This is a genomic window from Vibrio sp. Y58_MX_L22, from assembly GCF_024181865.1.
GTDB classification, from domain to species: domain Bacteria; phylum Pseudomonadota; class Gammaproteobacteria; order Enterobacterales; family Vibrionaceae; genus Vibrio; species Vibrio alginolyticus.
The window spans coordinates 39,701-64,288 of sequence record NZ_JAMZAN010000001.1 but is presented as its reverse complement, the minus strand read 5'-3'; the positions used below and the strand labels follow the sequence as shown (position 1 = coordinate 64,288).

The 24,588-nt window shown below is 42.3% G+C and carries 18 protein-coding genes; 2 read left to right on the top strand and 16 right to left on the bottom strand.

Annotated features, from left to right (window positions below; all coding sequences use genetic code 11):
• The 4 genes from NL626_RS00220 to matP all read right to left on the bottom strand — a co-directional run bounded on the left by NL626_RS00220 (position 1) and on the right by matP (position 2,083).
• Entirely contained in the window at positions 1 to 366 is a 366-nt protein-coding gene (locus NL626_RS00220) for a regulator (protein ID WP_253656873.1), read from the bottom strand.
• A gap of 502 nt (positions 367 to 868) precedes the next feature.
• A complete protein-coding gene (locus tag NL626_RS00215; protein WP_158173897.1) occupies positions 869 to 1,192 on the bottom strand; it encodes a hypothetical protein in 324 nt (107 codons plus the stop codon).
• 114 nt (positions 1,193 to 1,306) lie between these two features.
• Positions 1,307 to 1,618 (bottom strand): DUF3634 family protein, encoded by a 312-nt coding sequence (locus NL626_RS00210; RefSeq protein ID WP_005377468.1) that lies wholly within the window; start codon positions 1,616 to 1,618, stop codon positions 1,307 to 1,309.
• A gap of 15 nt (positions 1,619 to 1,633) precedes the next feature.
• The gene (gene matP, locus NL626_RS00205; RefSeq protein ID WP_005396497.1) at positions 1,634 to 2,083 is read right to left on the bottom strand and encodes a macrodomain Ter protein MatP; all 450 of its coding nucleotides are present in this window, start codon (positions 2,081 to 2,083) and stop codon (positions 1,634 to 1,636) included.
• Between the two features lie 210 nt (positions 2,084 to 2,293).
• On the opposite strand from matP, the gene NL626_RS00200 reads away from it, so the two are divergent.
• The gene (locus NL626_RS00200; protein ID WP_005377458.1) at positions 2,294 to 3,934 is read left to right on the top strand and encodes a Lon protease family protein; all 1,641 of its coding nucleotides are present in this window, start codon (positions 2,294 to 2,296) and stop codon (positions 3,932 to 3,934) included.
• A 70-nt stretch (positions 3,935 to 4,004) separates the two neighbouring features.
• Positions 4,005 to 4,523: a bifunctional 3-hydroxydecanoyl-ACP dehydratase/trans-2-decenoyl-ACP isomerase gene (fabA, locus tag NL626_RS00195; protein ID WP_005390081.1), complete on the top strand. Its 519-nt coding sequence runs from the start codon at positions 4,005 to 4,007 to the stop codon at positions 4,521 to 4,523.
• A 140-nt stretch (positions 4,524 to 4,663) separates the two neighbouring features.
• Here fabA and rmf read toward each other — a convergent pair whose 3' ends face one another.
• From rmf to prc, 12 genes are all read right to left on the bottom strand, one after another.
• A complete protein-coding gene (gene rmf, locus NL626_RS00190) occupies positions 4,664 to 4,837 on the bottom strand; it encodes a ribosome modulation factor (RefSeq protein WP_005377453.1) in 174 nt (57 codons plus the stop codon).
• 181 nt (positions 4,838 to 5,018) lie between these two features.
• Positions 5,019 to 6,752, bottom strand: coding sequence for a DUF3466 family protein (locus tag NL626_RS00185; protein WP_167415212.1), 1,734 nt, complete (start codon positions 6,750 to 6,752; stop codon positions 5,019 to 5,021).
• 7 nt (positions 6,753 to 6,759) lie between these two features.
• Positions 6,760 to 8,679, bottom strand: coding sequence for an ABC transporter ATP-binding protein (locus tag NL626_RS00180; protein WP_253656872.1), 1,920 nt, complete (start codon positions 8,677 to 8,679; stop codon positions 6,760 to 6,762).
• Complete coding sequence (locus NL626_RS00175) at positions 8,657 to 8,899, bottom strand: glutaredoxin family protein (protein ID WP_017821808.1); 243 nt, start codon at positions 8,897 to 8,899, stop codon at positions 8,657 to 8,659. Before NL626_RS00175 ends, NL626_RS00180 begins: the two co-directional genes overlap by 23 nt.
• 21 nt (positions 8,900 to 8,920) lie before the next feature.
• Positions 8,921 to 11,041 (bottom strand): bifunctional 23S rRNA (guanine(2069)-N(7))-methyltransferase RlmK/23S rRNA (guanine(2445)-N(2))-methyltransferase RlmL, encoded by a 2,121-nt coding sequence (gene rlmKL / locus NL626_RS00170; protein WP_053350765.1) that lies wholly within the window; start codon positions 11,039 to 11,041, stop codon positions 8,921 to 8,923.
• Positions 11,042 to 11,527: 486 nt separating this feature from the next.
• Positions 11,528 to 12,070 carry a cell division protein ZapC gene (locus NL626_RS00165; RefSeq protein WP_005377444.1) on the bottom strand — a complete coding sequence of 181 codons (543 nt, stop codon included), beginning with the start codon at positions 12,068 to 12,070 and terminating at the stop codon, positions 11,528 to 11,530.
• A gap of 168 nt (positions 12,071 to 12,238) precedes the next feature.
• Complete coding sequence (gene pyrD, locus NL626_RS00160; RefSeq protein WP_005377443.1) at positions 12,239 to 13,249, bottom strand: quinone-dependent dihydroorotate dehydrogenase; 1,011 nt, start codon at positions 13,247 to 13,249, stop codon at positions 12,239 to 12,241.
• A gap of 311 nt (positions 13,250 to 13,560) precedes the next feature.
• A complete protein-coding gene (locus NL626_RS00155; RefSeq protein ID WP_062730584.1) occupies positions 13,561 to 18,402 on the bottom strand; it encodes an NAD-glutamate dehydrogenase in 4,842 nt (1,613 codons plus the stop codon).
• A 201-nt stretch (positions 18,403 to 18,603) separates the two neighbouring features.
• Positions 18,604 to 18,822 carry a DUF2835 domain-containing protein gene (locus tag NL626_RS00150; protein ID WP_005377440.1) on the bottom strand — a complete coding sequence of 73 codons (219 nt, stop codon included), beginning with the start codon at positions 18,820 to 18,822 and terminating at the stop codon, positions 18,604 to 18,606.
• Between the two features lie 65 nt (positions 18,823 to 18,887).
• Positions 18,888 to 21,494: an aminopeptidase N gene (pepN, locus tag NL626_RS00145; RefSeq protein WP_253656871.1), complete on the bottom strand. Its 2,607-nt coding sequence runs from the start codon at positions 21,492 to 21,494 to the stop codon at positions 18,888 to 18,890.
• A 226-nt stretch (positions 21,495 to 21,720) separates the two neighbouring features.
• On the bottom strand, positions 21,721 to 22,386 hold the full coding sequence (locus NL626_RS00140) for a hypothetical protein (RefSeq protein ID WP_253656870.1): 666 nt from the start codon (positions 22,384 to 22,386) through the stop codon (positions 21,721 to 21,723).
• A 194-nt stretch (positions 22,387 to 22,580) separates the two neighbouring features.
• Positions 22,581 to 24,587, bottom strand: a complete 2,007-nt coding sequence (gene prc / locus NL626_RS00135; RefSeq protein WP_033905323.1) for a carboxy terminal-processing peptidase — start codon at positions 24,585 to 24,587, stop codon at positions 22,581 to 22,583.
• Between the last annotated feature and the right edge of the window lies 1 nt (position 24,588).

Genomic DNA, 24,588 nt, shown 5'->3' with positions numbered 1-24,588 from the left:
TTACATAATTTTTTTCAAAGCCCTTGCATACTTCAGAACTCGGCCAGCAACTTCTAAATCAGTCAATGCTCCAATCTCTAATAGCGCAATACCAGTCAATATTTGTTGGGCAGTAACCAATTGTCCTGTTGGAAGTTCCAATCTGTCATAATGCATTTTAAAGTGCCCCCATTGTTCAGATGGGCTTAGCTCCCTTCCCTTTGTCATTCTCATCAGCCGTTTACACTCAGGAGGAATGGTTTTCCCCTTATCCCATTCTTTGACGGTTCTCACAGTTTTTAAACAAAGTTCAGCAGCTTGTTCGACGGATAAACCACATTCAAATTCACGAAAAATATAGTTTTTAGTCATTTCGTGATACTTCATTGAATAGTCCCTCAAAAGAGAGACATTTTATAGGACTGGCATATGCAATCGCATTCAACATAAGCAGATATAATGCGCACCAAGGAGTGAGATCTCAAAGCAATAATGTCCGGTTTTAGCTACTTTAAAATGTCCTCCTAAGATTAACAACATTGTTTGCTTTTGAGGCTTTAACCGAGGTTCCTGTGGACTTGCAATCGCTAGTTTGGTTTGTGGTTATGCTTACGAAGCAAATCAAATCTCTTATTGAAAATTGATGCGCGCTTAGTCCCCGACTTACTGGCGTGTCCTTCCGTAAGCACCTGAATCAATCTATGTATGGTGATGATGGCCAACTCACTGAATTTGCCACTCAATGGCATCACGATTACTAACTTAAGCGCTACCAAACAAAAAAGCCTTTCATACTCGCCTCGTACAACAGCAAAAATCAGCTAAACGCTCTAATCGCTCCGCAACGAAATCTGCCAAAAATCACGAGCTCAGTTGCGTTCTGAAACATTTATAAGCCCGTGGTTATATGGAGGCGAATGTACTTTTCGGGGAATTTGTAACGATAGCGTTTTCCTTTCTTCAAGTTGGACTTAACGTACCTACACACTTTTTGGTCACCACTACTGGTTACTCTTTTTATTACTGCGTTTTTACTTTTGTGCTCCATTTCTATCATGACGTCACAATAACCTTGATAGCCATCAAACTTATTGTCTACTTTCTTTTGAAGCTTAGTCTTAATCTTTTTAGCCAACAGGTTCGTTTCTGAATCGTCAGCAAAAACTGAATTACTTGCAAAGATCAATATCATTAAAGTTACAACGTATCTCATCGTTTTGGTCCGTTTATGTTGTTGATTGTTCAATGATAAGTAATTTTTCTGTAGATACGAAAATGGGACGCCACATTGCGTCCCATTTAACATGATGAAGTAACTGATATGTAATTAAGCGCGCTTCTTGCCTTTGTTTGCTTTGAAGCCCTGGTGCGGAAAAACGTTACGAATCCTCTGTTGAACTTTTTTGGGAATGCCTTTGGAAAAGCTTAAGCGCATTCCTGTTCGTTGGCTATACACCTTCATTTCACCAGTAAACGGGTTATGCTCACTAATATCCTGTAAGTTGTGTTTGAAAGAAGGAGGTAGATGCCCTTTTACGTTACTAATATGGCCATTATCGAACTTTACTTTTAACACCGGCCTATCGACTGCGATCAACCAAAAGATCACGATGGCTGCAATTAAGATTACATATAACATTTGGCACTCCCTATCCTAGCTAGATAGCAATTTACTCAAATCCTCTTTAATTGAGGTAACTTTTTGACTCGCTTTTTCACTTCTCGACGCTTCGGAAAGCAAATATTCAATTGCGTCAGATAACGTACAACCAAGTTCATTCGCTCTACTAGAAAGCTTTTCCCAAACTCGGTAATCTAAATCAATGGATTTCTTCTTTGTATGGACTTGCTCTGCATTGAAGTGACGTTTCCGTTTCGCTCGGATAGCCTGCTTGAGTTTATTATCTAACTCTTCTGACATGTGGTTTTCTATCCAAGCTAAGACAAGTGTAGGCTCGTGTTCAAGGCGTTTTAGTTCTGCGACCGCTGCATCTGCTTCGCTCGTATCAATATGTCGGGTAATCGCTTCACCATCTTTCCATTTTTTGATGAGATACTTCCATTTCCACCCACATTCTAGATTCTCAAGCTGCTGATATTTCATTTGTTCCGACCCATAAACATAACCTAGTGACAGCGTAACCCAGATGGTTTACTTGGGCAAATAAAACTCTTAGAAGTATCGATGTTGATCACTCATTTGTCTAAGTATTGTTCATTGAGAGATGAATGCCGAGAGCAAACCAAATTGGTGCTAGGGTGTTATAGTCCGTTTCGTTATAATGTCGGCAAGATTGAATTACGATGAATTTTAATGAACCAACTTAATTGGCAAGACGTAACACCTTCACTTGAGCAGTACGAAGCACTTTTAAAGTCTGCACCTTCGTTACCAAAGAAGTCTTTTACTGATCTCCAACCGAGAATGTCGGCAACGATATCTCGTTTTTCAAAAATTTCCGGATTGACGCGAGTACTACTCATTAACTGCGTAGATAATTCTGTATATAGAGAGTTCATCAGTAAAGCTCTTCAGAGCCAGTCTAACGCTGCGATAGTTTTTTCGGAATCACTTGATGCCAAACGTTTATTTGACCGTTACAGTGTTGATGTAAGTGGTGATATTGCCTTCCAACCTGGTTTAATTTCACAGGCAGATAACGGTTACTTAATTGTACCGGCTAATCTAATTTTGGCTAACCCAGGGCTTTGGCCAAATATAAAGTCTGCAATTCAACAAAACCTTATCGAGCCACTGAACCTAAGCCCTACTCGTTTACCTACTTCAGTACCGCAAGCTAAAGCTTATGATGTAAAACTGATTGTAACAGGAGAAAGAAGTCAGTTAGCAGAGCTAGAATACATCGATGAAGACTTCTGTTCTGGCTTTGCCATGTATACGGAAGTTGAAGAAGATATTCATCTGTCAGAGCAGAATTTGACAGATTACTTTGGTTTAGTGAACTGGATATGTTCTCAATATCAGCTGCCTCACTTAACTGAATGTGGTTTTAGAAGATTGTTGCTGGCCGGTATGAGATTTACTGAAGATCAACATTATCTGCCTTTAGGAGTAATGTGGCACTCTCAACTTCTAACGCTTGCTAGCCAGTTCAGTGATGGCCACGCATTAGATTACAAGTCGTTAGATAAAGCGATTGACGATAAGTATTACCGAGAATCTTACCTTCCTCAGCGTGCCGTGTACGATATTTTAGATGGACAAGTCATCATTGAGACAACTGGGGAACAAGTTGGTCAAATCAATGGCCTAACCGTTATTGATATGGCTGGGCACCCTGTCAGCTATGGTGAGCCTGCGCGAATATCTTGTGTAATTCATTTTGGTGATGGCGATGTTTCCGATGTTGAGCGCAAAGCTGAGCTTGGAGGCAATCTACATGCAAAAGGCATGATGATTATGCAAGCTTTCTTGAGCTCTGCTCTGAAACTGGATGAACCACTGCCTTACTCAGCCTCCATCGTATTTGAACAGTCTTATAGTGAAGTTGATGGTGACAGCGCATCTCTTGCAGAACTTTGTTGCTTGGTAAGTGCTTTATCTGAATCTCCAATTAATCAACAAGTTGCGGTTACAGGGGCTGTTGATCAGTTTGGTCGAGTGCAAGCCGTTGGTGGCTTGAACGAAAAAATTGAAGGTTTTTATCAGGTTTGTAAACATCAAGGTTTTACAGGAAATCAAGGTGTTGTGATGCCAAAATCAAACCTTAAACACCTTGCATTACATAAAGATGTAATAGAAAGCATTAAAAATGGTGAGTTCCATATTTGGTCCGTTTCTACCGTAGATGAAGCTATTCCGATTGTAATGAATAAACCTTTTAGAGGTGAAGACGATAGCATTATTGGCAAAATAGCGGAACGTATTGAAAACTTTGAAAGACATGAGCATCCAGAAGGAATTGTGCAGCGCATCAAAAACTGGTTTGTCTAGTACTGATCGGAGTTGTTTAGCGTACACGTGTTCACTAAGATGCAGCTATCAAAAATTGGAGTAATTGATAATGCAAAACAAACGTGATTCTTATAACCGTGACGATCTACTTGCTTCTAGCCAAGGCGAACTGTTTGGGCCTGGTTACCCTCAGCTTCCTGCGCCAAACATGCTAATGATGGATCGTGTTACTAAAATGTCTGAGACTGAAGGCGATTTTGGTAAAGGTTTGATCTTGGCGGAATTGGATATTACTCCAGATTTGTGGTTCTTTGACTGCCACTTCCCTGGCGACCCTGTAATGCCGGGTTGTCTTGGCCTTGATGCGATGTGGCAACTTGTTGGTTTCTTCCTTGGCTGGGTTGGTGGCAAAGGAAAAGGTCGTGCTCTGGGTGTTGGCGAAGTGAAGTTTACAGGTCAGATCCTGCCAACAGCGAAAAAAGTGACGTACGAAATCCACATGAAACGCGTTGTAAACCGTAAGCTTGTGATGGGTTTGGCTGACGGTCGTGTATGTGTGGACGGCAAAGAAATCTACGTAGCAAAAGATTTGAAAGTTGGCTTGTTCCAAGATACTTCAAGCTTCTAATCACGATTTTAATCGATTTATTAAGGCTCCTATTTAGGAGCCTTTTTGTTATCGAGTGTTAACCTACTTCCCTATGTCCCTATAATGTAGAAAAGGCTCCGTAGAGCCCTTTCGAATCCTTCTTTTTGTATGTGGAGAGTTTATTTGTAGAGACCAGATTGTCTTTCATCTCTGGCATCACGCCAACCACCTAACCAATACGACCGAGCATCAACTTGTTGATATGGGCAAGCCTCTTGAGACCTTCCATTCAACCCAGCTTTGTAGCCTTGAGATTGAGCTCGTTCTAGGCGATCACGCTTTTGTCTCTTCATAGTTAATTCCTCATACAGGTCCATTTACTAACGTACAGCTGTTATTGTGAAACTTTGATGGAGTTTTTATGACTCCACTTATAAGAATCGATCAAAGTAGGCAATTTCTCAAGGCATAAAAAAAGCAGAGACTCAAATGTGTGAGCCTCTGCTTGATTTAAAAATTACTGACGATTTTTAACTATTTTCTACGGAACCCAAACAATCCAAGCATGGTCAAAGCTAACCAACCAAGACCTGCACCTTGACGCTCTGTCGTTGTTGAGTCAATGCTTCGAGATACGATGTCGTCCTTAGTTGCGTCAGCAATAGGTACTAGTTTGACTGCTACAATTTGCTCTTCAGATCTACATGTCGCATTGTTTGCTGTTGTGCTATAACCACCTGCACATTTCATAGCTGTACCAGAGATCACACCTGCATCATTGATATCAGTTGCGTCGATAATACGGAACTGATTGTTTTGTTCAGAGTAATCACCACCATTAGTCAAACTGTCTAGGAACCAAGCTTTTCCATTGAATAAGGTTGCAGCACGTTCACTAGTCTCGCCACCTACGCTATATGGATAGATAAAACCGCGCTTACGACGTGGCTTGCCATCGTCTTCACGAGTCGTTTCCGCATCAAGTTGCCCGACGATTTCATTGTAAGAGTTGATACCGCCCATCTTACCGCCCGCACCGCTAAAGAAAATGCCAGTAGTTGGGTAAAAAGCGCTAATAGAATCCTTACGAACATCATCTACGATAAAGAGACGATTCGGAGCAGAGCCCGTTGGCATTAAGTATCCGCCCGAACGTTTTGCTTCACCAATAGCAACAAAATTAGAGTTAACGTCGGTTAATCGTGAGTTTGTATGAACCGTATCATCACCTTCGCGCTGTCTAGCTCCTACAACAACTTTGTTTTTCCAAGTTGCGTTTTCAACGCTACCTTCGGCTTCTAGAGTTCCGACAAAAACAGTCGCATTCAGGTAGTTATCATCACTGTAAGTGTTGTAACCTACGCCATAGACCGTAGTTCCATCAGTGACAAGGTCACGCATGCTCCCTTGAGCTAACCTTTCTCCATCTTTAGATGTGCCACTTGGCCAAGCCAATTCACTGACGGTTCCGCTTTGATCCCAAATCGCTGCTTTTGATGTGTGGTGAGATCCATTGGTATTGCTTGCTGTTCGAGAAACACTGCCAACAGTAAAAATGCCGTCTGTGCTCCAAGCATGGCTTTGCACAACACTTGCGTCACTATCGCCAGTAAGAATATTTGGCTCTACTGGTGCAACTACGGTATTTCGTGTTTCTAATGTAGAAGCATTTTCTGTGCTAACTTTACTCTGATTACCGACAGCTGCACCATCCTCGGTAAGCTGGTTGATAACATTGTTATATTCATTTTTATAAGCAGCAGAATCTTCTTCTATGAACGCTAACGCATTAGAAGTAAAGTCTTTACTACGTTCTTTATTCCACGGCGTCCAGTTTACTGAAGCCCAAGAGTCACAGGTGGAATAGCGAAGCTGGTTGTAACAGTAACGCTCAAAGTCTTTGAGTTCTTGGATGTAGTAAAAGCCAGCGTCTAATCCGAATGGGATTTCTTCACGATAGCTGTTCCCATCCACGGCTTGTGTCGCTGAAATCGGTGTAGTGCGAGTTTCCATTGCAAGTTTAAACTGCTCTGGCGTGCAGTTTGCTGCTGCATCAAAGCAGCCTAAAGCGAAAGGTGAACCTGTTGAAGGATCTGTACCTGCATCGCCCTGTTGAATTGCAACCCCGTAAGCCGTTTGGTAGTCACCGTTTGAACCATGATCCTGAGGTGAAACCTCAACAACTTGATACAATGCCGCCTGTGCGTTCATTGTGGTACCAACCATCATTGCAATGGCGGTCAATTTGAATTTATTACTACAATTCATTGAATTCTTAACTATCCTGTTGCATTGCTTCGAGTTCTTCCCATCTCTCGAATGCGATTTCCAACTCCTGCTCTAGTGCAGCAAGCTGTTCCAATACCGGCTGAGTTTGCTCTACAGGTTTAGCAAAGAACTCTGGATCGTTCACTTGCTCCTGAAGGCTCTCGATATCCGACTCTAATTGTTCAAGTTTAGCTGGTAGAGCCTCTAATTCTCTTTGCAGCTTATACGATAACTTCTTCGAATTGTTCTTAGGTTGCGTAGTTTTGGGAGTTTCCTCAACCACTTTCTCTTTCTTCGTTGCTTTTTCAACCTGGCTGCGCGAAGCAAGAACTTGGTCACGCTGCTGTTTAGCATCATGATAACCACCAACGAACTCTTCGATTATACCGTTACCCTCAAAAATCCAGCTGGTTGTTACTGTGTTGTCTACGAACTCACGGTCGTGACTCACTAACAATAATGTACCCTGATAATTGGCAAGCATTTCTTCTAAAAGTTCCAACGTTTCGATATCCAAATCGTTAGTTGGTTCATCAAGAATAAGTAAGTTGTTTGGTTTCAACAAGATACGGGCTAGCAATAATCGGTTTTTCTCACCACCGGAAAGTGCCTTAACCGGGGTTCTGGCGCGCTTAGGTGCAAATAAGAAGTCTTGAAGATAACTCAGCGCATGACGCTGACGTCCCCCAACCATTACTTCTTGTTTCCCATCCGCTAAGTTATCGATCACTGTCTTTTCTGGATCCAAAATCTCTCGGTACTGATCAAAGTACGCGACTTCTAATTTTGTTCCGCAGTGTAAACGACCAGACTGCGCTTCCAATTGCCCTAGTAGCAATTTAAGTACCGTACTCTTACCGCAGCCATTTGGTCCGATAAGTGCAATACGGTCACCACGCATGATGTTAAAGCTAAAGTCGTCGACAATTGTCTTGCCTTCGTAAGCAAAAGATACATTTTCTGCTTCAAATACAATCTTACCTGAACGAGAAGCATCATCGATATTTAGGTTAACTTTACCTTGAACTTCACGGCGGTCACGACGCTCTTCACGAAGTTTTTTAAGGGCTCGAACACGGCCTTCATTACGAGTACGACGTGCTTTAATGCCTTGACGAATCCACACTTCTTCCTGAGCTAGTTTCTTATCGAACTCAGCATTTTGCATTTCTTCGACGCGAAGCATTTCTTCTTTGTCATTCAAATACTGTTCGTAATTACCAGGGAAAGAAGCTAATTGACCGCGATCTAAGTCAACGATGCGTGTCGCCATCGACTTGATGAATGCACGGTCGTGAGAAATAAAGATGATCGAGCCTTTGAAGTCTTTTAAGAAGTTCTCTAACCATTCGATCGTTGTCACATCGAGATGGTTTGTTGGTTCATCAAGAAGCAATACATCAGGATCACAAACCAGCGCACGAGCTAAAGCAGCTTTACGTTGCCAGCCACCGGATAGATCGGTCAGTTTGGTTTCTGGGCTTAGTTTTAAAGCGCCAAGTACGTTCTTAACACGGTCATCAAAGCGCCAAGCATTAGAATGATCAAGTTGCTCTTGAACTTTCGCCAAACGGTTAATGTTCTTCTCACTTGGGTCTTGAGCAACAAGATCGAGAAGATCGTGATAGATCTTCAATTGTTCGCCGATTTCAGCCAAACCGCCAGATACGTATTCGTAAACCGTACCCTCTTGATTGCGCGGTGGATCTTGTTCAAGCCGAGAAACTACTACGTCTTGAGTTATTTGAATCTTGCCATCATCCAACAAAATGTCGCCGGCAAGCACTTTCATTAACGTGGACTTACCTGCTCCGTTACGACCAACTAAACAAACGCGTTCGTTCTCTTGAAGAGCGAACTCCGCTTTGTCTAGCAATGGGTGGTCACCAAATGCAAGTTGTGCGTTATGAATGGTAAGTAATGCCATTATTATCCAACCAATGTGTGAGTTGTTCTAAGTCAAACGGCCAGTTCAACTCAGAATCTTGATATTTTAATACGGGTATTGTGACGCCGTAACGAGAAAATAGTACATCATCGAACGCAATATCGATGATATCTGTTTGCTCGGCCAAACCGACTTGGTCTACTAGAGCAAATGCCATCTCACAAAGATGGCATCCCTCCGTGCTATACAATATCAGCACGTATTAATCCTTTTGTTTGTACTACGCGTGTGTTACTAGCCAACAGTTATGAATCTGTTTATTACGCGCAAAATCTAATGGTAACGTTTGAGAAGAAATATTCTGAGCCTTCAAACCCAATTCAGCGAGTGATTCTTCATCCATCTTGAAATGACGTTTGTTATTTGAAAATACGATTGTGCCTTCACTTCTCAGTAAACGTTTGAGGTTCTTCATTAGCTTAATGTGGTCACGTTGTACATCGAATGATGTTTCCATACGCTTAGAGTTAGAGAACGTAGGTGGGTCAATAAAGATCAAGTCGTACTCACCTTTTGCGTTTTCTAGCCATTGCAAACAGTCCGCTTGTTCATATTTATGTTGGCGCCCTACACAGCCATTAAGCTGCATATTGTCTTTCGCCCAGTTCAAGTAGGTGTTTGACATATCGACAGTTGTAGTGGAACGCGCACCACCAACTGCAGCGTGCACTGTTGCACTACCAGTGTAAGCAAACAAGTTAAGGAAATCTTTACCCTGTGCCATTTCACCAAGACGACGACGAGTGATCTTATGATCCAAGAACAGGCCTGTGTCTAGGTAGTCATGAAGGTTCACGATCAGCTTCACACCGTACTCGTTTACTTCGAGCGTCTCTGATACCTGACCTAATTTTTGGTACTGGCTTCGACCTTTCTGCTTCTCACGAACTTTCAGTACAACTTTGTTCGCTTCGACACCGGTCACCTGAATCGTCGCACGGATAATGTCCGTTAGACGACGCTTGGCTTTTTCTTCAGGGATGTTCTTAGGTGCTGCGTACTCTTGAATCACAATTTGATCGCCGTACACGTCGATCGCTACGTTGTATTCTGGAAGGTCTGCATCGTAGATACGATAGCAGTCTAGTTTCTCTTTACGCGCCCACTTGCCAATCTTGCCAATGTTTTTCTTCAAACGGTTTGAGAAGTCTGGTGCGATTTGAACGTTAGTATCTGCACCTTTCACTTCATCAGCGCTGCGCTCGGCAATGCTGTAGTTCTTTTGGTGACACGGTAACGCACCATTGTTCAATTTAAACTGTTTATCAGCGCGCATACGAAGGCAACTCAAGAGCTCGTCTGAGCTAGAGAAGATAGATGCTTTACATCCGCCAAACTCAGATTTTAGCTGTCCACCGAACGCGGTATAGAGCGCAATCAGCCCCGGCTCAGTTCCTAGACGCTCACCGTAAGGTGGGTTTGAAACGATAACACCGTGTTCAAATCCTGCGGGACGAGTAATAGTTGCAGCATCACCTTGCGCAAACTCAATCAACTCTTCAACACCTGCTCTGCGGGCGTTTTCTTGAGCGACTTTTAATACTTTGGGGTCGTTATCGAATCCAAAAAACTTAGCGTCAACTTTCTTGACACCTCGTCTAGCTTGAACATTAGCCTCTGATTTAATCTCAGCCCAGGTCTCCGGTTCAAAGTCTTCCAAAACTTCGAAGCCCCATTGTTTGCGCTTAACGCCAGGTGCCATGTTGGCTGCCATCATTGCCGCTTCAATAAGCAAAGTACCAGAACCACACATTGGATCGAGTAATGGTTGATGCCCATCCCAGCCACAACGCATGATAATCGCAGAAGCAAGCGTTTCACGTAATGGCGCACGACCCGATTCTGGTCGATAACCACGCTGATGAAGACCACTACCTACCATGTCTACCCCAAGCAACGCTTTATCTTTATGCAAACGAACGTGAATACGAATATCTGGGCGTTCTTTGCTGATATTAGGACGTGGCAAGCCTTTGTTCTCAAAGCAATCTACGATGCCATCTTTGACCTTCATAGCTCCGTATTGGCTATTTCTAATCTCACGGTTTGTGCCGTTAAAGTCCACAACAAAGCGTTTAGAGCTATGAAATTGGTTAACCCAGTTAATAGTGGAAGTGGATAGATACAAGTCCATGTCGTTGTTACACGTGAACTCAGATAAAACACGTACAAATCGAGACGCTAAACGGCTCCACAAACAACAGCGATAAACCTGTTCGTTTGTCGCTTTAAATTTTACGCCTGCCTGTACTGGTTTCGCATTTTCAATGCCTAGTTTAGTCAGTTCTTCAACAAGCAAATTTTCCATGCCATTTGAAGTTACCGCGAGATATTGATTCATAGTGTTCTTTCGCTGATAAAAAATGGCTTCAATTATACCTGACTTTACGATCAATGCCTCGTTTTTAAAGGTATTTTCCCACCCGTTAGTTCAAATCATCACCACTCAAATGATCTAAAACTTTCAACATCTTTAGTTTGAATGTTTTTCATTCATGAACGTATTTTGTTTCCTTTAGAAGAAGTGAATACTTATTTACATGCATTTTGGTATATACCAGTCTGGATTGGTTGATGTAAATTACTTACAAATACCCTTTATAGGGGAATAAATAGGGTTGTTTTAGGCGCTAGGTTGCCTAATTAAAGGAGTAATCAAATTGAAATAAGTAAAATAAAAGTGACCAGCTTCATGTTTGCATGCATAGAAAACAAACAGTTTCATGGTCTTTCGGATTGGAGTGTCAGAGGAAAGGACAAAAAAAATCGACCCAATAAGGTCGATTAAGGCAAACAAAGGAACGAAATAAAGAAAAATTAAACAGCTTTAACCCACCATTGCCATAGGGGTCATTGCAAAGAGGTGGTTTGCACAAGCCATGCGATCATGCATTACTTTAATCGGCTGCCCAAATTGAAGCGCCTTATTGCCATCAAGAACAAAGGCTTCTTGGTTAACATAAGCACATAAGCTCGATGTTTCGCCTGGTTCTAGAACGATGAACATACCATCAGAATATTGATTTGTGAGAAAGACCATGTCCCCTTCTTGAGGTTCATAATCAGAGGACTGTGCATCGAAGAACCAGCTCTTAGGCTGTACAGGTTTATGAAAACGCTTTGCAGCAACACAATACAGTGTTAATTCAGCTTGGCGATATTCACTGATATCGAGACAGCGAATGCGCTCATTAAACGTTTGAAATGCGCTGGCGTCATCAACGGTAAATTCACTGTTTGAGAAGGCACAGTTAACCAACAATTTTCGGGATAGATTGGTTTGGAAAATCATTTCCTCCCCCAGATCCAGCATTAAGCAAGCTTTTTGCTCGTCAAAATACCAATTCCATTTGTCGCTGGGTTTAAGCATTATTCCGTTCTCTCTTGACTAGTTAAATCAGTGGTAAAGAGGTAAGACGCTTAATTACCTACTCGTGATTTTTAAATTCTACAAACGAACGGATAAAAAAAAAGAGGAAACAAAGTCCTCTTTTTTATGTAACAGGTACTGATTTTTCAGTAGTTTTTGATGTATATGTTAAAGATTCTTAACAATATCACGTACGAGACCTGGGCCGTGGTAAATAAAGCCAGTGTAGACTTGAACAAGTTTAGCGCCTGCCATGATCTTTTCTTTGGCTGCAACATAGGAATCTACACCACCAACACCGATAATTGGAAGTTTGTCTCCAAGCTCTTCATGAAGCTTACGTACGACCTCCGTAGAGCGTGATTGCACAGGGCGACCACTCAAGCCACCTGCCTCATTGGCGTGTCTCATCCCTTCTACGATCGTGCGATCCAAAGTTGTGTTAGTCGCGATCACACCATCTATATTGTTTTTCAATAAAGAATCGCAGATTTGGCAGATTTCATCGTCACTTAAATCTGGCGCAATCTTTAATGCTAACGGGACATACTTGTTGTACTTCTCTGATAACTCCGCTTGTTTCGCTTTTAATTCGGAAAGCAGTTCATCAAGCGCTTCACCATATTGAAGTGAACGAAGACCTGGAGTGTTTGGCGATGAGATGTTTACTGCAATATAGCCAGCATACTCATACACTTTTTCCATACAAATCAGGTAGTCCTCTGCCCCTTTCTCAATTGGCGTATCTTTATTTTTACCGATATTAATTCCGAGAACACAATTGAATTTTGCTCGTTTAACATTCTCGATCAAATTATCAACGCCTAGGTTATTAAAGCCCATGCGGTTGATGATCCCTTCTGCTTCCACTAAACGGAATAAGCGTGGTTTATCATTACCTGGTTGTGGTCGTGGCGTTACAGTGCCGACTTCGACAAAGCCAAAGCCCATGGCATCAAATGCTTCAATACATTCGCCGTTTTTATCTAAACCAGCCGCAAGACCAACAGGGTTACGGAATGTTAGACCCATACACTCAACTGGACGAGTTGGTAACTGTTGGCGGTAAAAGAGATCAAGTGGTGTGCCGTTAAAGCGTTGGAAGTTCTTGATTGCAAGATCATGTGCCTTCTCGGCATCGAGTTGGAAAAAGCCAGTTCTGGCTAGACGGTAAAGCATTGTGCCTCCGAAAGAAAAAAGCCCCGTATAAACGGGACAATATTATTTACCGTTTTTCATCGTAATTCAATGAAAATGAACGTAATAAGTAAAAACCTATATCTTTATAAGATTTTTAAATATAAAACAAACAATTACAATCAAGTTTCTGCGATAAAAATCGTAACTAACCGCTTAAAAGCAATCGATTTCACTCTGTTTTAATTTCAATTCAATGTGACAATGTAACTATTTTCGTTCCAAATGTGAATAATAGATAATAAAAAGCCCCGTTAAATAACGAGGCTTTTACTTATGACTTGATTATTCCACTACTCTTTCGATGAGCAGTTGAGGTTTAAAAGTACTAGCTCTCGAAGTGCTACAGAGAACTTAGCAAATTCGTGTACTGAGCCAACTTTGAACTCGTTTAAGATACTCTCCCAGCGGTGCAACGATTGCTCGTTAGTTTCAATCCAATCTTCTAACGCAGCCATCACGTCAAGCTCTTCGGTTGAGCAGCCACAAGTCAGTACCTGAGCGGTAAGTTGACGTTGTTGCCAGTCCAGATCTTCACGGAATGCCGCTCTTGCAAGTGCTTGCCAGTTGTTATCAACGGCTTGGCTATTAATTTGCTTCAAGAACCAATGCAACGATAAACGGTCACCCAAGTTAAAGTAGAGTTTCGATGCTTGCTCAACCGTTTTACCTGTTTCACTTGCTACTGATGAAATATCCAGTGCAGATTGTAAGCTTGATAAGCGGGCAACTTGGTGAGCGAGTTTCTCTTCAACCCCTTTCTCTATCCAACCTTGAGCCAAGTCATTGTGTTCTTCAACTTCAGACTCAACTAACATAGTGTCTAGGGTTTCAGTGATAACATTGACATCTTGCTTGTAGATAGCAATCAACTCACCGACCGTGCATTTGCCGCTACGGTTACGAAGCAACCAGCGTGCAATTCGACGCAGTGCTCGGCGCACGTAAAACATAATTTCGTATTGAGCTTGCGCTGTCGCAACGTTATCAAGTTTGCGAGTTTGCTTGAGGATTGCTTCTAAATCAAAGATTTCTCTAGCTGCACTGTAAGCGTTGGCAATATCGACAACACTTGCACCAGTTTCTTCTTGCAAACGAGTAACGAAGTTACAGCCCATTTCATTAACCATCTGGTTAGCCAATGCTGTAGCGATAATTTCAGCTCGCAGTGGGTGATTAACCATTTGATCTTTATAGTTACGTCGTAACGCACTTGGGAAATATTCAACAAGTTGTTTTGCATGGAATTCATCATTTGCGATTTCATCCGTAACAAGTTGCTGTTTAAGTACCATTTTACCGTAGGCAACTAACACTGATAGCTCAGGGCGAGTCAGACCTAGTCCCTGTTTTTCACGCTCGATTAGCGTTTCATCATCAGGGATGTATTCGAGAGCACGATCCAAGTACCCTGCTTTCTCCATAGTGTGGATGAATCGAATTTGCTCCTTAACAATGCCAACACCTTGCTGTTCAGTAACAGAGATCGACTCCGACTGACGGTAAGCATCATCCAAGACAATTTCACCCACTTCGTCTTCCATAGACTCTAGAATTTGGTTACGTTGCTTAACCGTAAGATCGCCATTTGAAACCAGTCCATTGAGGAAGATCTTGATGTTGACTTCATTATCCGAACAGTCAACGCCACCTACGTTATCAACGAAGTCCGTGTTCACTCGACCGCCAGTTAGTGCGTATTCGATACGACCAAGCTGAGTCATACCCAGGTTACCACCTTCGCCAACCACTTTGGCTCTTAAGTCACGGCCGTCAATGCGCAGCATGTCGTTAGCACGGTCACCAACATCTGTATGAGTTTCTGTCGATGATTTAACGTAAGTGCCGATACCACCATTCCAAAGAAGATCGACTTTCATTTTCAAGATCATCTTTATCAGATCGTTAGGCGCTAAAGATGCTTTCTTCGTACCTAACATTTTCTGAATTTCTGGCGTCAACTGGATCGATTTTGATCGACGAGAGAAGATGCCACCACCTTGAGAGATCAAGTCTTTGTTGTAATCTTCCCAGCTTGATCTTGGCAGATTAAACAAGCGGTTACGCTCTTCCCAGCTGCTGGCTGAATCTGGATTTGGATCAATAAAGATATGCATGTGGTTAAACGCAGCTTGCAATCGAATATGCTTCGATAACAGCATACCGTTACCGAACACGTCACCTGCCATATCACCTACACCGATTGCAGTAAAATCAGTGGTCTGACAGTTGATGCCCATTTCACGGAAGTGACGTTTAACAGATTCCCAACCACCTTTTGCGGTGATACCCATTGCTTTGTGATCGTAACCGTTTGAACCACCTGAAGCGAATGCGTCACCTAGCCAGAAGTTGTATTCTGCAGAAACAGAGTTTGCCAAATCTGAGAAGGTTGCTGTGCCTTTATCGGCAGCCACTACTAGATATGGGTCATCTTCATCGTGACGAACAACGTTTTGTGGTGGTACCACCTCTCCTTCAATGATGTTATCTGACACATCTAGCAGTGCACGGATAAAGCGTTTGTAACAACGCTGACCTTCCGCAAAAATTTCATCACGAGTGGTGAGAGATGGCTGGCGTTTACAAACGAAGCCGCCTTTTGCACCAACTGGTACAATTACAGTGTTCTTAACCTGTTGCGCTTTTACTAAGCCAAGAATCTCCGTACGGAAGTCTTCTTGACGATCTGACCAACGCAAACCACCACGAGCCACTTTTCCACCACGAAGGTGAACACCTTCAATATCTGGTGCGTAAACAAAGATCTCGAATGCAGGTACAGGCTGCGGAATCTCAGGAATATCGCTTGGCTTCATTTTCAAAGATAACCAAGGCTTAGGCTGCTTATTCTCGTCTACTTGGTAGTAGTTGGTACGAAGCGTCGCCATGATCATTTCAATATAACGACGAATAATACGATCATCATCCAAGCTCTCTACACGATCCAACTGCTCTGTTAGCTTTTTAATTAGATCGTTTTGGCCTTTCTCGCTGCCTTTGTGTTTCGGATCAAATCGCTTGGTGAACAGCTTGACTAGACCTGTCGCTAAGTCTGGGTAGTGGCTTAGCGTGTCTTCGATGTACTGCTGACTGAATGGGAAGCCGACTTGGCGCATGTATCGTGCGTAAGCGCGAAGAATGGAAATCTCACGGCCAGATAAAGACGCACCTAATAACAATCGGTTGAAACCATCACTTTCAAGATTACCCGCCCAAATGGCAGCAAATGCTTGTTGGAAACGATCACGAGCTTCACGAAGGTCAACGGTTTTCTCGCTCTTATGCAGCATAGAGAAGTCAAGGATCCAGAAAGTCTGACCGTTGTTTTTCTCGATCTCATATGGCGATTCGCCAATCACACGCAAACCAAGGTTTTCCAACATCGGCATTACGTCAGAAAGGTGAATTGGTTCATCGCGATGATATAACTTTAAGCGGACAGCTTTGGAATCTGCACCCTCTTCTTGAGGTCGGTAGAACAACATACCAAGTTTATTATCATCACTTAACGCTTCTAAGCGCTCGATATCTGCAACCGCAGAACCTGGCATCATGTCCTCTTTGTATGAGCGAGGGAACGCACTCATATATTCTTTTGAAAGAGGAAGGCCTTTACTTTCACCAAAGTTAGCAATGATGGATTCTTTTAGTCTGTCATCCCAAGAGGTAGAAACTTCCATTAGATTTTGCTCGATCTTTTTCACGTCTACGTCAATGTTGTTATTGTCTACACGAACAATGTAATGTGTTCTCGCTAGTGGGCTTTCTGAGAAGTACGTTGTAAATTCAACCTCTTGCTCGCAACCAAAGTACTGCTTAAGAATGCGTTGAGTTTGACGACGCAATTCTGTGTTGTAACGATCTTTAGTGACATAAACCATGCAACTGAAGAAACGACCAAATGGGTCTTTACGAACAAACAAACGCAGCAAGTCACGATCTTGCATTTGTACAACACCCATTCCCACCTCAAGCAGCTCTTCTTCATTAGCTTGAAGCAACTCGTCGCGTGGGTAGTTTTCTAAGATATTGTGCAATGCTTTGTATGAGTATGATCCGTGACGGTATCCACTTGCTTCAAGGATACGGTCAACTTTTTCACGGATCAAAGGAATACTTTGTACCGCTTGGTTGTAAACGGCGGAGGTATATAAACCAGTAAAGCGATGCTCACCTATTACTTTACCGTTTTCATCAAACTTCTTAATACCGATGTAATCAGTATAAGCTGGACGGTGGATACGAGATGCTTTGTTACCTTTGGTGATGATCAGAGCGTATGGTTTTTTCGCTTCTAATCGCGCTGAATCTGATAATTCAGAGAGCTTGACGCTACGCACGCGCTTGTCATCAGCAAACAGACCTAGTCCTTTTTCTTTAGCAGGAACAAGTTCGGTATCACCATTGACCTCTTTTAAGTCATAATCTTTATAACCCATAAAGGTAAAGTTATGATCTTCTAGCCAACGAAGAAATGCGATCGTTTCATCCATACGATCAGTTTGGATAGAAACACGATCTTTATTTTTCTCAAGTTCATCAGTAACAAACTTAAGCTTATCAACCATCTGCTTCCAGTCATCAACGACTAAGCGAGTATCAGATAGAATTCTTAACAGCTCTTCTTTAAGCGCTTGCATCTCGTCTTTACTAGTAAGGCGGTCTACCTCTATGTGGAAAAGTGATTGAAGAACACCACCCTCACCGTTTACGTCTGTAACTTGGCCTTTTTTATCACGCTGAATCTGTGTTGGGTTATTCAACATTAGGTGACAAACAAGATCCAAACGTGCTAAAGCCATTTTGACTGAGTCCACTAAGAATGGACTATCTGGAACAACAATTTCTACGATTGTGTGTGTGGATTGCCAGCCTTGACGACTTACGGTCGGGTTAAATACTCGAACCGAAATCTCTTCTGGTTTTTTTTCATTGATATGGTGCCAAAGGCTAACGACAGCACCATAAAGGTCGGATTCGTTTCGCTGAATTAGATCATCATCAGCAATGTTACTGAATAAGTGTTGAGCAAGTTTAGTTACAAGCGTTTGGTGAGAAAGCTCGAGTTTGTCTTGAATCAGTTGGTAAACCTTTTCAAGCAGAACCGGCACTACATTTTCACGCGCGGTCATATTCACACTCCACATTAGAATTGTTGTTTTGTAGGGGGACTTAGTAGCTAGGTTGTTACCTTAGAAACTAAGCATAGGTAATGCATGTGCCCATTGTAAAAGCATAATTACAAATGTTTAACAACTAATCGTAGTGGTAAGAGGTGAAATGTCCGATTCTGTGACTAAGATTCCTATTTAACTCTCTGCAAATACAATACATCACAGAGTTTCTAACTTAAGAAACTTATTATTTTGGTCAGTTGTTAGTCTAAACTGGCCTCTAACGCCCAATTGACTAAGAAATGGTCTAAATCTCGCGGCGGGTAACTGCAAACGCAAACCGTTGTGTGTGACAACTTGAACAACACTTGCCGCACCAGAATAATGAGATAAAAACGTTTGATATGAAATGTTGAGATTGAAGTAGTAATAGTTCATGAAGTGAAAACTAAGTGACATAAACAAATAAGGTGGCCTTAATGACCACCCTATTGTGTTGTTTACTATTCGTCTAGTGCTTTAGTCACTTTTTCGAATAGATCTTTAGCAAGATTATCCATTGCTTTGAGCTTTTCAAGTTCTGCACGAATCATTGCTTGGCGAGCTTCATCGTATTTACGGAACTTAAGCAAAGGATCAATCATTCGAGAAGCTACTTGTGGGTTCGAATCATTTAGTTGGCGAAGAATTTCACCGGCAAACTGGTAACCTACACCGGATTTATCATGGAAACGTACAGGGTTCGCACTTAAGAACGAGCCAATTAAGCTGCGCGTACGGTTCGGATTTTTCAAACTAAATGCTTCGTGGTTCATGGTTGCTTTTACTTTTTCAAGAGCATCCTCTGCAGGATTGCTACCTTGCAGTGCAAACCACTTATCCATAACCAAACCATCGTGCTTCCATTTATCGCTGTAATCAGCCATAAGTGCTTCACGACACTCGAGCTGAGCGTTATTTGCAGCACTCATCGCAGCAATCGTATCTGTCATGTTATTTGCAGATGCGTATTGTGCGTTGACTAAATCATTACCTTTTGCCGTATGTGCTAGGTATTGTAGGCAACGGTTACGTAAAGCACGCTTGCCAATAGCAGCATGGTCGATCGTATACTCTGTTTGCTTAAGCGTGTGATAAGTCGCACTTAGCTCATCTTCTAATTCCTTAGAAAGTGACACTGTAATGCTGTTTAGCACTTTGTCTACGGCATCGATATCAATTTGTTGGTACCAACCAGTAATCTCATTGATTGAAGGCATAGAGAAAACTTGAGCAATGAAAGCTGGCTCAAGCGTTTCATCCAACAGCACACCGCGGAAAGCATCTATCACACCTTCAGAAAGCGATACTTCTTGTCCCGCTTGAACGTTTTTCACATTCTGACGAATGTATTTAGCCAATAGCATTTGGCTAGCGTCCCATCGAGCAAAATCGTTCGTTGCATGCTTCATCAAGAAGACTAACTCGTCATCGCTGTAATCGTATTCTAATTTGACTGGTGCCGAGAATTCACGCAACAAAGATGGCACTGGCTGTTCTTCGACATTTTCAAATACGAACGTTTGCTTATCTTGTTTAATATCCAGCACGTTATGAACAAATTCACCGTTACTCATCAGTGGGATAACTTGACCTTTCGAATCATACAACTCGATATCGAACGGGATATGCAGCGCTTGTTTTTCTGCTTGGTCTTGCGTCGGCTCCGTAAATTGCTCTACCGTTAGTGCGTAAGTTTTTGCATCAGCGTTGTATTCGCTATTTACGCGCAGCGTTGGTGTACCTGATTGGCTGTACCACAGACGGAACTGTTTTAAATCAACACCGGTGGCATCTTCCATTGCAGAAACAAAGTCTTCACACGTCGCGGCGGTACCATCGTGACGTTCAAAATAAAGTTTCATTCCTTTTTGGAAGCCCTCTTCGCCAAGGAGTGTATGGTACATACGAATAACTTCGCTGCCCTTTTCATAGACCGTTAGCGTGTAGAAGTTATTCATCTCAATGACTTTGTCAGGACGAATCGGGTGAGACATTGGGCTTGCATCTTCCGCAAATTGAGGACCACGAATAATACGTACGTTATCAATACGGTTATCAGCACGAGAACCTAAGTCAGAAGAGAATTCTTGGTCACGGAATACGGTTAAGCCTTCTTTTAGACTTAGTTGGAACCAGTCACGACAAGTGACACGGTTGCCAGTCCAGTTGTGGAAGTACTCATGACCGATCACAGCTTCGATACCTAAATAGTCACGATCTGTCGCAGTTTGATCGTTCGCCAGCACATATTTTGAGTTAAAAATGTTCAAGCCTTTGTTTTCCATTGCACCCATGTTGAAGAAATCAACAGCAACGATCATGTAAATATCCAGATCGTATTCTAGGCCAAAGCGTTCCTCATCCCACTTCATCGAGTTGATCAGCGATGTCATCGCATGGCCTGCACGATCTAAGTTACCTTTATCAACAAAGATTTCTAAATCAACACTGCGACCTGACATCGTTGTATATTTGTCACGCAATACATCAAAGTCGCCTGCAACAAGGGCGAACAAGTAAGCTGGTTTTGGATGCGGATCCTGCCATTGAACCCAATGACGACCGTTCTCTGCATCGCCTTCTGCAATTCGGTTACCATTGCTCAGCAAATATGGATAAACCGCTTTATCTGCGATCACTTTTGTTGTGTATTTTGCTAGAACATCCGGACGGTCTAGATAGTACGTGATACGGCGAAAGCCCTCAGCCTCACACTGAGTACAAAATGCGCCGCCTGATTTGTACAAACCTTCGAGTGCTGTATTCGCTTCAGGATCAATTTTGGTGACGATTTCAAGTTCAAACTCGGATGGAAGATCGGTCAGTACCAGCGATGACTCCTTCACCTCGTGATGAGCCCAATCCTCACCATTTACTTTTACAGCGCGTAGCTCAAGCCCTTCGCCATCGAGTTCTAGCGTTGTTGTATCGCCTTTTTGAGCAACTTTTGATACCGCCGTAACGATTGTGTCATTGTCATATAGATCAAACGTTAGATCGATATCAGTAATCGCATGAGATGGCTCTTTATAATCTTTACGATATTTGGCCTTGGGAGCTTGAGACATGAGCATAAATCCTTGTATGTCGAACAACAAAAATACCAGACTGCATGATCAAAAATGCAGTTCTGGTATCACTATATAAGCTATTTGTAGGGGTTGTGGTATCAGAATACAAGTCTTTCCATCAAAAAACGGAGCTTTTAGTGCTCTAGCTCCGTTTTTTGATTAACATTTAAACAACATTAATGACTTACCGTACGCACGCGTAATTTGGCGCATGTTAAAGGCATCATGGCGTAACTCTATTGAGTACGGCGTACATATCACCATTGGAATCTTCGATCGTTAGCTCATTCTTGTTGAGCTTATACGTGGTTCCATGCTCGCCATTTTCATACAACAAAACCAAAAACTCATCTTCTGTGTAAAACACACCTTGTTTGATGGACTCATCCCCTTCTTCGTTCGAAACCCTAAACATGAACACGAAATCAGGTTGAATTATCAAATCCATCTGATTAATGTTGTTGGCCACTAGACCGTCGCCAGATACGTGAGAGCTAGACCAAATACCTGCAAGTGAATTGGATAATCCCTTAGTGAATGTTACACCATTAAGATCAAGCGTATTATGGTTGTTGCGATAGGCATAAATTTGAGGCTCGTCGGTGTTTAAACCAAGAACGATGGTGTCTTCATTTGCGTTATACAGCCCTTCCCAATGGTCAACGGAATAGTCTTTCTTTTGAATATCAATAGAAAAGCTGTAGTCAGAACCTAATGAGAGTTTGATCGCACGAAAGTTTTCAGCTGACTCTTCGGGGTTTGGGTTCATTAAATACCAGTCTCCGATGAGAAACGGCGTGTCAAAGTGACTTAATTCATCTTCTCTGGTGTTTTCTCCACCAAACACACTAAAGCAGCAAAAGCTAAGTAAAATAAAGAACCACTTCATATCGGCATCCTTATCGTTTTCTTTTAGCTTAGCCAGTAGTCCTCACTTTCGCGAAATTTTAGATGTAGATCACGTAAATTATTGGGGGAAAATAAGCGAATATCTTGCTCGATATCGAGACAGCGGAAGACAAAAAGGCATAAAAAAAGAGTGAATCTGAAAGACTCACTCTTTTTATTCTAAATTGCCAGTTATTATGACTGATTTTCCTGCTTAAGTAGATCGACCATAATCGCGACAGACTCATCTAAATAAACATCAGGAGCCTCGTAGTCTTTTGGTATATCATCCAATGTTTTGAATGCTTTTTTACCCAAAGCAGCTTGACGTTCATTTATGCGTTGTAATCGAAGTGCTTCCGCTTTATCCGATTCAGCTTTACGAACTTTTTCGTTCAAAGACAAAGTATTATCGTCTTTTTCTTTACGATATTTCTCGATGTCTTCATTGATAAAGCGGAACTCCATCTCATCAGAAATACGCTTGTTATGAAGAGCAGTAAGTTTTTCAACTAAGGCGTCGTTACTTGGAAACGTTTGATATTGTGCTTTATCAATCTGATCCCAAGGTAAAGCATTGTCTTCAACACTTTCACCTGTTTCAGAAGCCTCGATTGGCGTTGGGTACGAAATATCTGGTGCAACACCACGATTTTGCGTACTTCCACCGTCAATACGATAAAACTTCTGAATCGTGTACTGAACATAACCTAGCTCTTTATCGAAAAGATCGTAAATATGATTCAGTGAACGATGTTGCTGAACTGTACCTTTACCGAAAGAGTTTTCACCTAAGATGATTGCACGATTATAATCTTGCATTGCCGCTGCAAAAATTTCAGATGCTGAAGCACTGTAGCGGTTAATCAATACCGTCAATGGGCCATCATAACTCACTTTTCCATCGGTATCGGCATTCACCTTGATGCGGCCATAGCTGTCACGAACTTGAACTACAGGACCTTCTTTAATGAATAAACCTGTCAATGCCGTCGCTTCTGTTAGCGCACCACCACCATTGTTACGTAGATCAACGATTACGCCGTCAACGTTTTTGGTTTTCAACTCAGCTAGTAATTTATCGGTGTCTTTCGATAAGCCGACGTAGAAACTTGGTACTTCTAAAATACCAATCTTCTTACCGTCTTTTTCGATGATTTCTGACTTAACCGCACGATCTTCTAAGCGAACTTTGTCACGAACAATTGTGACAATGTAACTCTTCGCATCGTTACCTTCTGGCAAGATCTGTAGATTAACCTTTGTGCCTTTCGGGCCTTTGATTAACTGAACAACATCATCCAGACGCCAACCGATCACGTCGACAATTTCTTCACCGTCTTGTCCAACACCAGTGATTCGGTCCCCTTCACCAAGTTGCTTACTCTTCGACGCCGGACCGCCAACAACAAGTGAACGAATTACTGTGTAATCGTCTGTCATTTGCAAAACGGCACCGATGCCTTCTAGAGAAAGGTTCATTTCCGATTGGAATTGCTCGGCATTACGTGGAGAAAGGTAGCTTGTATGAGGGTCAACCTGTCGCGCGAAGGCATTCATATACAACTGAAATGCGTCTTCATTGTTGGTCTGTGTGATGCGCTTCATCGCGTTGTTATAACGCTTCTCTAAAACTTCTTTAATCTCTGGCCACTCTTTGCCAGTCAGTTTCAGATTTAACGCGTCATATTTCACACGCTTGCGCCACAACTCGTTGAGCTCTGCTTCGTCTTTTGGCCATGCGGCCTCAGAGCGGTCTAACTCTATCTCGTCATCGGTATCAAACTTGATCTCTTCATCGAGTAGAGTTAACGCATAAGCAAAACGATCGAAACGCTTCTGCATTGAGAGGTTGTAAACATCAAAAGCAATTTGGTTGTTGCCCGATTTAAGCTGATCATCAAGCTCGACTGACCAGTTTTTAAATGAGTCGATGTCTGCTTGAGTGAAAATATTTCTATTGTAATCAAGCAACTCTACATAGCGTTCAAAGATCGCTTTAGAGAAATCATCATTGAGGCTGAAGTGCTTATAATGAGAGCGGGTAAATCGCGAGGTGACTCGTTTGCTAGCTGTTTCATGCTGAACTTCAGGAGAAAGAACCGGCAGGTCATCTTTATGTAGTTTGGCTTCAAGAGCCTGAGCTGATGCTGCTAGCCATAAGCTAGCAGCAATCAGGGTCACTTTTGAACGGCAATTCATG

Bases quoted from the DNA above. Each gene is read 5' to 3' on its own strand.
- NL626_RS00185 (WP_167415212.1), bottom strand. From the start codon at position 6,752: ATGAATTGTAGTAATAAATTCAAATTGACCGCCATTGCAATGATGGTT.
- pepN (WP_253656871.1), bottom strand. From the start codon at position 21,494: ATGTCTCAAGCTCCCAAGGCCAAATATCGTAAAGATTATAAAGAGCCA.
- NL626_RS00165 (WP_005377444.1), bottom strand. From the start codon at position 12,070: ATGCTTAAACCCAGCGACAAATGGAATTGGTATTTTGACGAGCAAAAA.
- NL626_RS00215 (WP_158173897.1), bottom strand. From the start codon at position 1,192: ATGAGATACGTTGTAACTTTAATGATATTGATCTTTGCAAGTAATTCA.
- rlmKL (WP_053350765.1), bottom strand. From the start codon at position 11,041: ATGAATCAATATCTCGCGGTAACTTCAAATGGCATGGAAAATTTGCTT.
- pyrD (WP_005377443.1), bottom strand. From the start codon at position 13,249: ATGCTTTACCGTCTAGCCAGAACTGGCTTTTTCCAACTCGATGCCGAG.
- prc (WP_033905323.1), bottom strand. From the start codon at position 24,587: ATGAATTGCCGTTCAAAAGTGACCCTGATTGCTGCTAGCTTATGGCTA.
- NL626_RS00180 (WP_253656872.1), bottom strand. From the start codon at position 8,679: ATGGCATTACTTACCATTCATAACGCACAACTTGCATTTGGTGACCAC.
- NL626_RS00210 (WP_005377468.1), bottom strand. From the start codon at position 1,618: ATGTTATATGTAATCTTAATTGCAGCCATCGTGATCTTTTGGTTGATC.
- NL626_RS00220 (WP_253656873.1), bottom strand. From the start codon at position 366: ATGAAGTATCACGAAATGACTAAAAACTATATTTTTCGTGAATTTGAA.
- NL626_RS00140 (WP_253656870.1), bottom strand. From the start codon at position 22,386: ATGAAGTGGTTCTTTATTTTACTTAGCTTTTGCTGCTTTAGTGTGTTT.
- matP (WP_005396497.1), bottom strand. From the start codon at position 2,083: ATGAAATATCAGCAGCTTGAGAATCTAGAATGTGGGTGGAAATGGAAG.
- NL626_RS00155 (WP_062730584.1), bottom strand. From the start codon at position 18,402: ATGACCGCGCGTGAAAATGTAGTGCCGGTTCTGCTTGAAAAGGTTTAC.
- fabA (WP_005390081.1), top strand. From the start codon at position 4,005: ATGCAAAACAAACGTGATTCTTATAACCGTGACGATCTACTTGCTTCT.
- rmf (WP_005377453.1), bottom strand. From the start codon at position 4,837: ATGAAGAGACAAAAGCGTGATCGCCTAGAACGAGCTCAATCTCAAGGC.
- NL626_RS00200 (WP_005377458.1), top strand. From the start codon at position 2,294: ATGAACCAACTTAATTGGCAAGACGTAACACCTTCACTTGAGCAGTAC.
- NL626_RS00150 (WP_005377440.1), bottom strand. From the start codon at position 18,822: ATGAACTATTACTACTTCAATCTCAACATTTCATATCAAACGTTTTTA.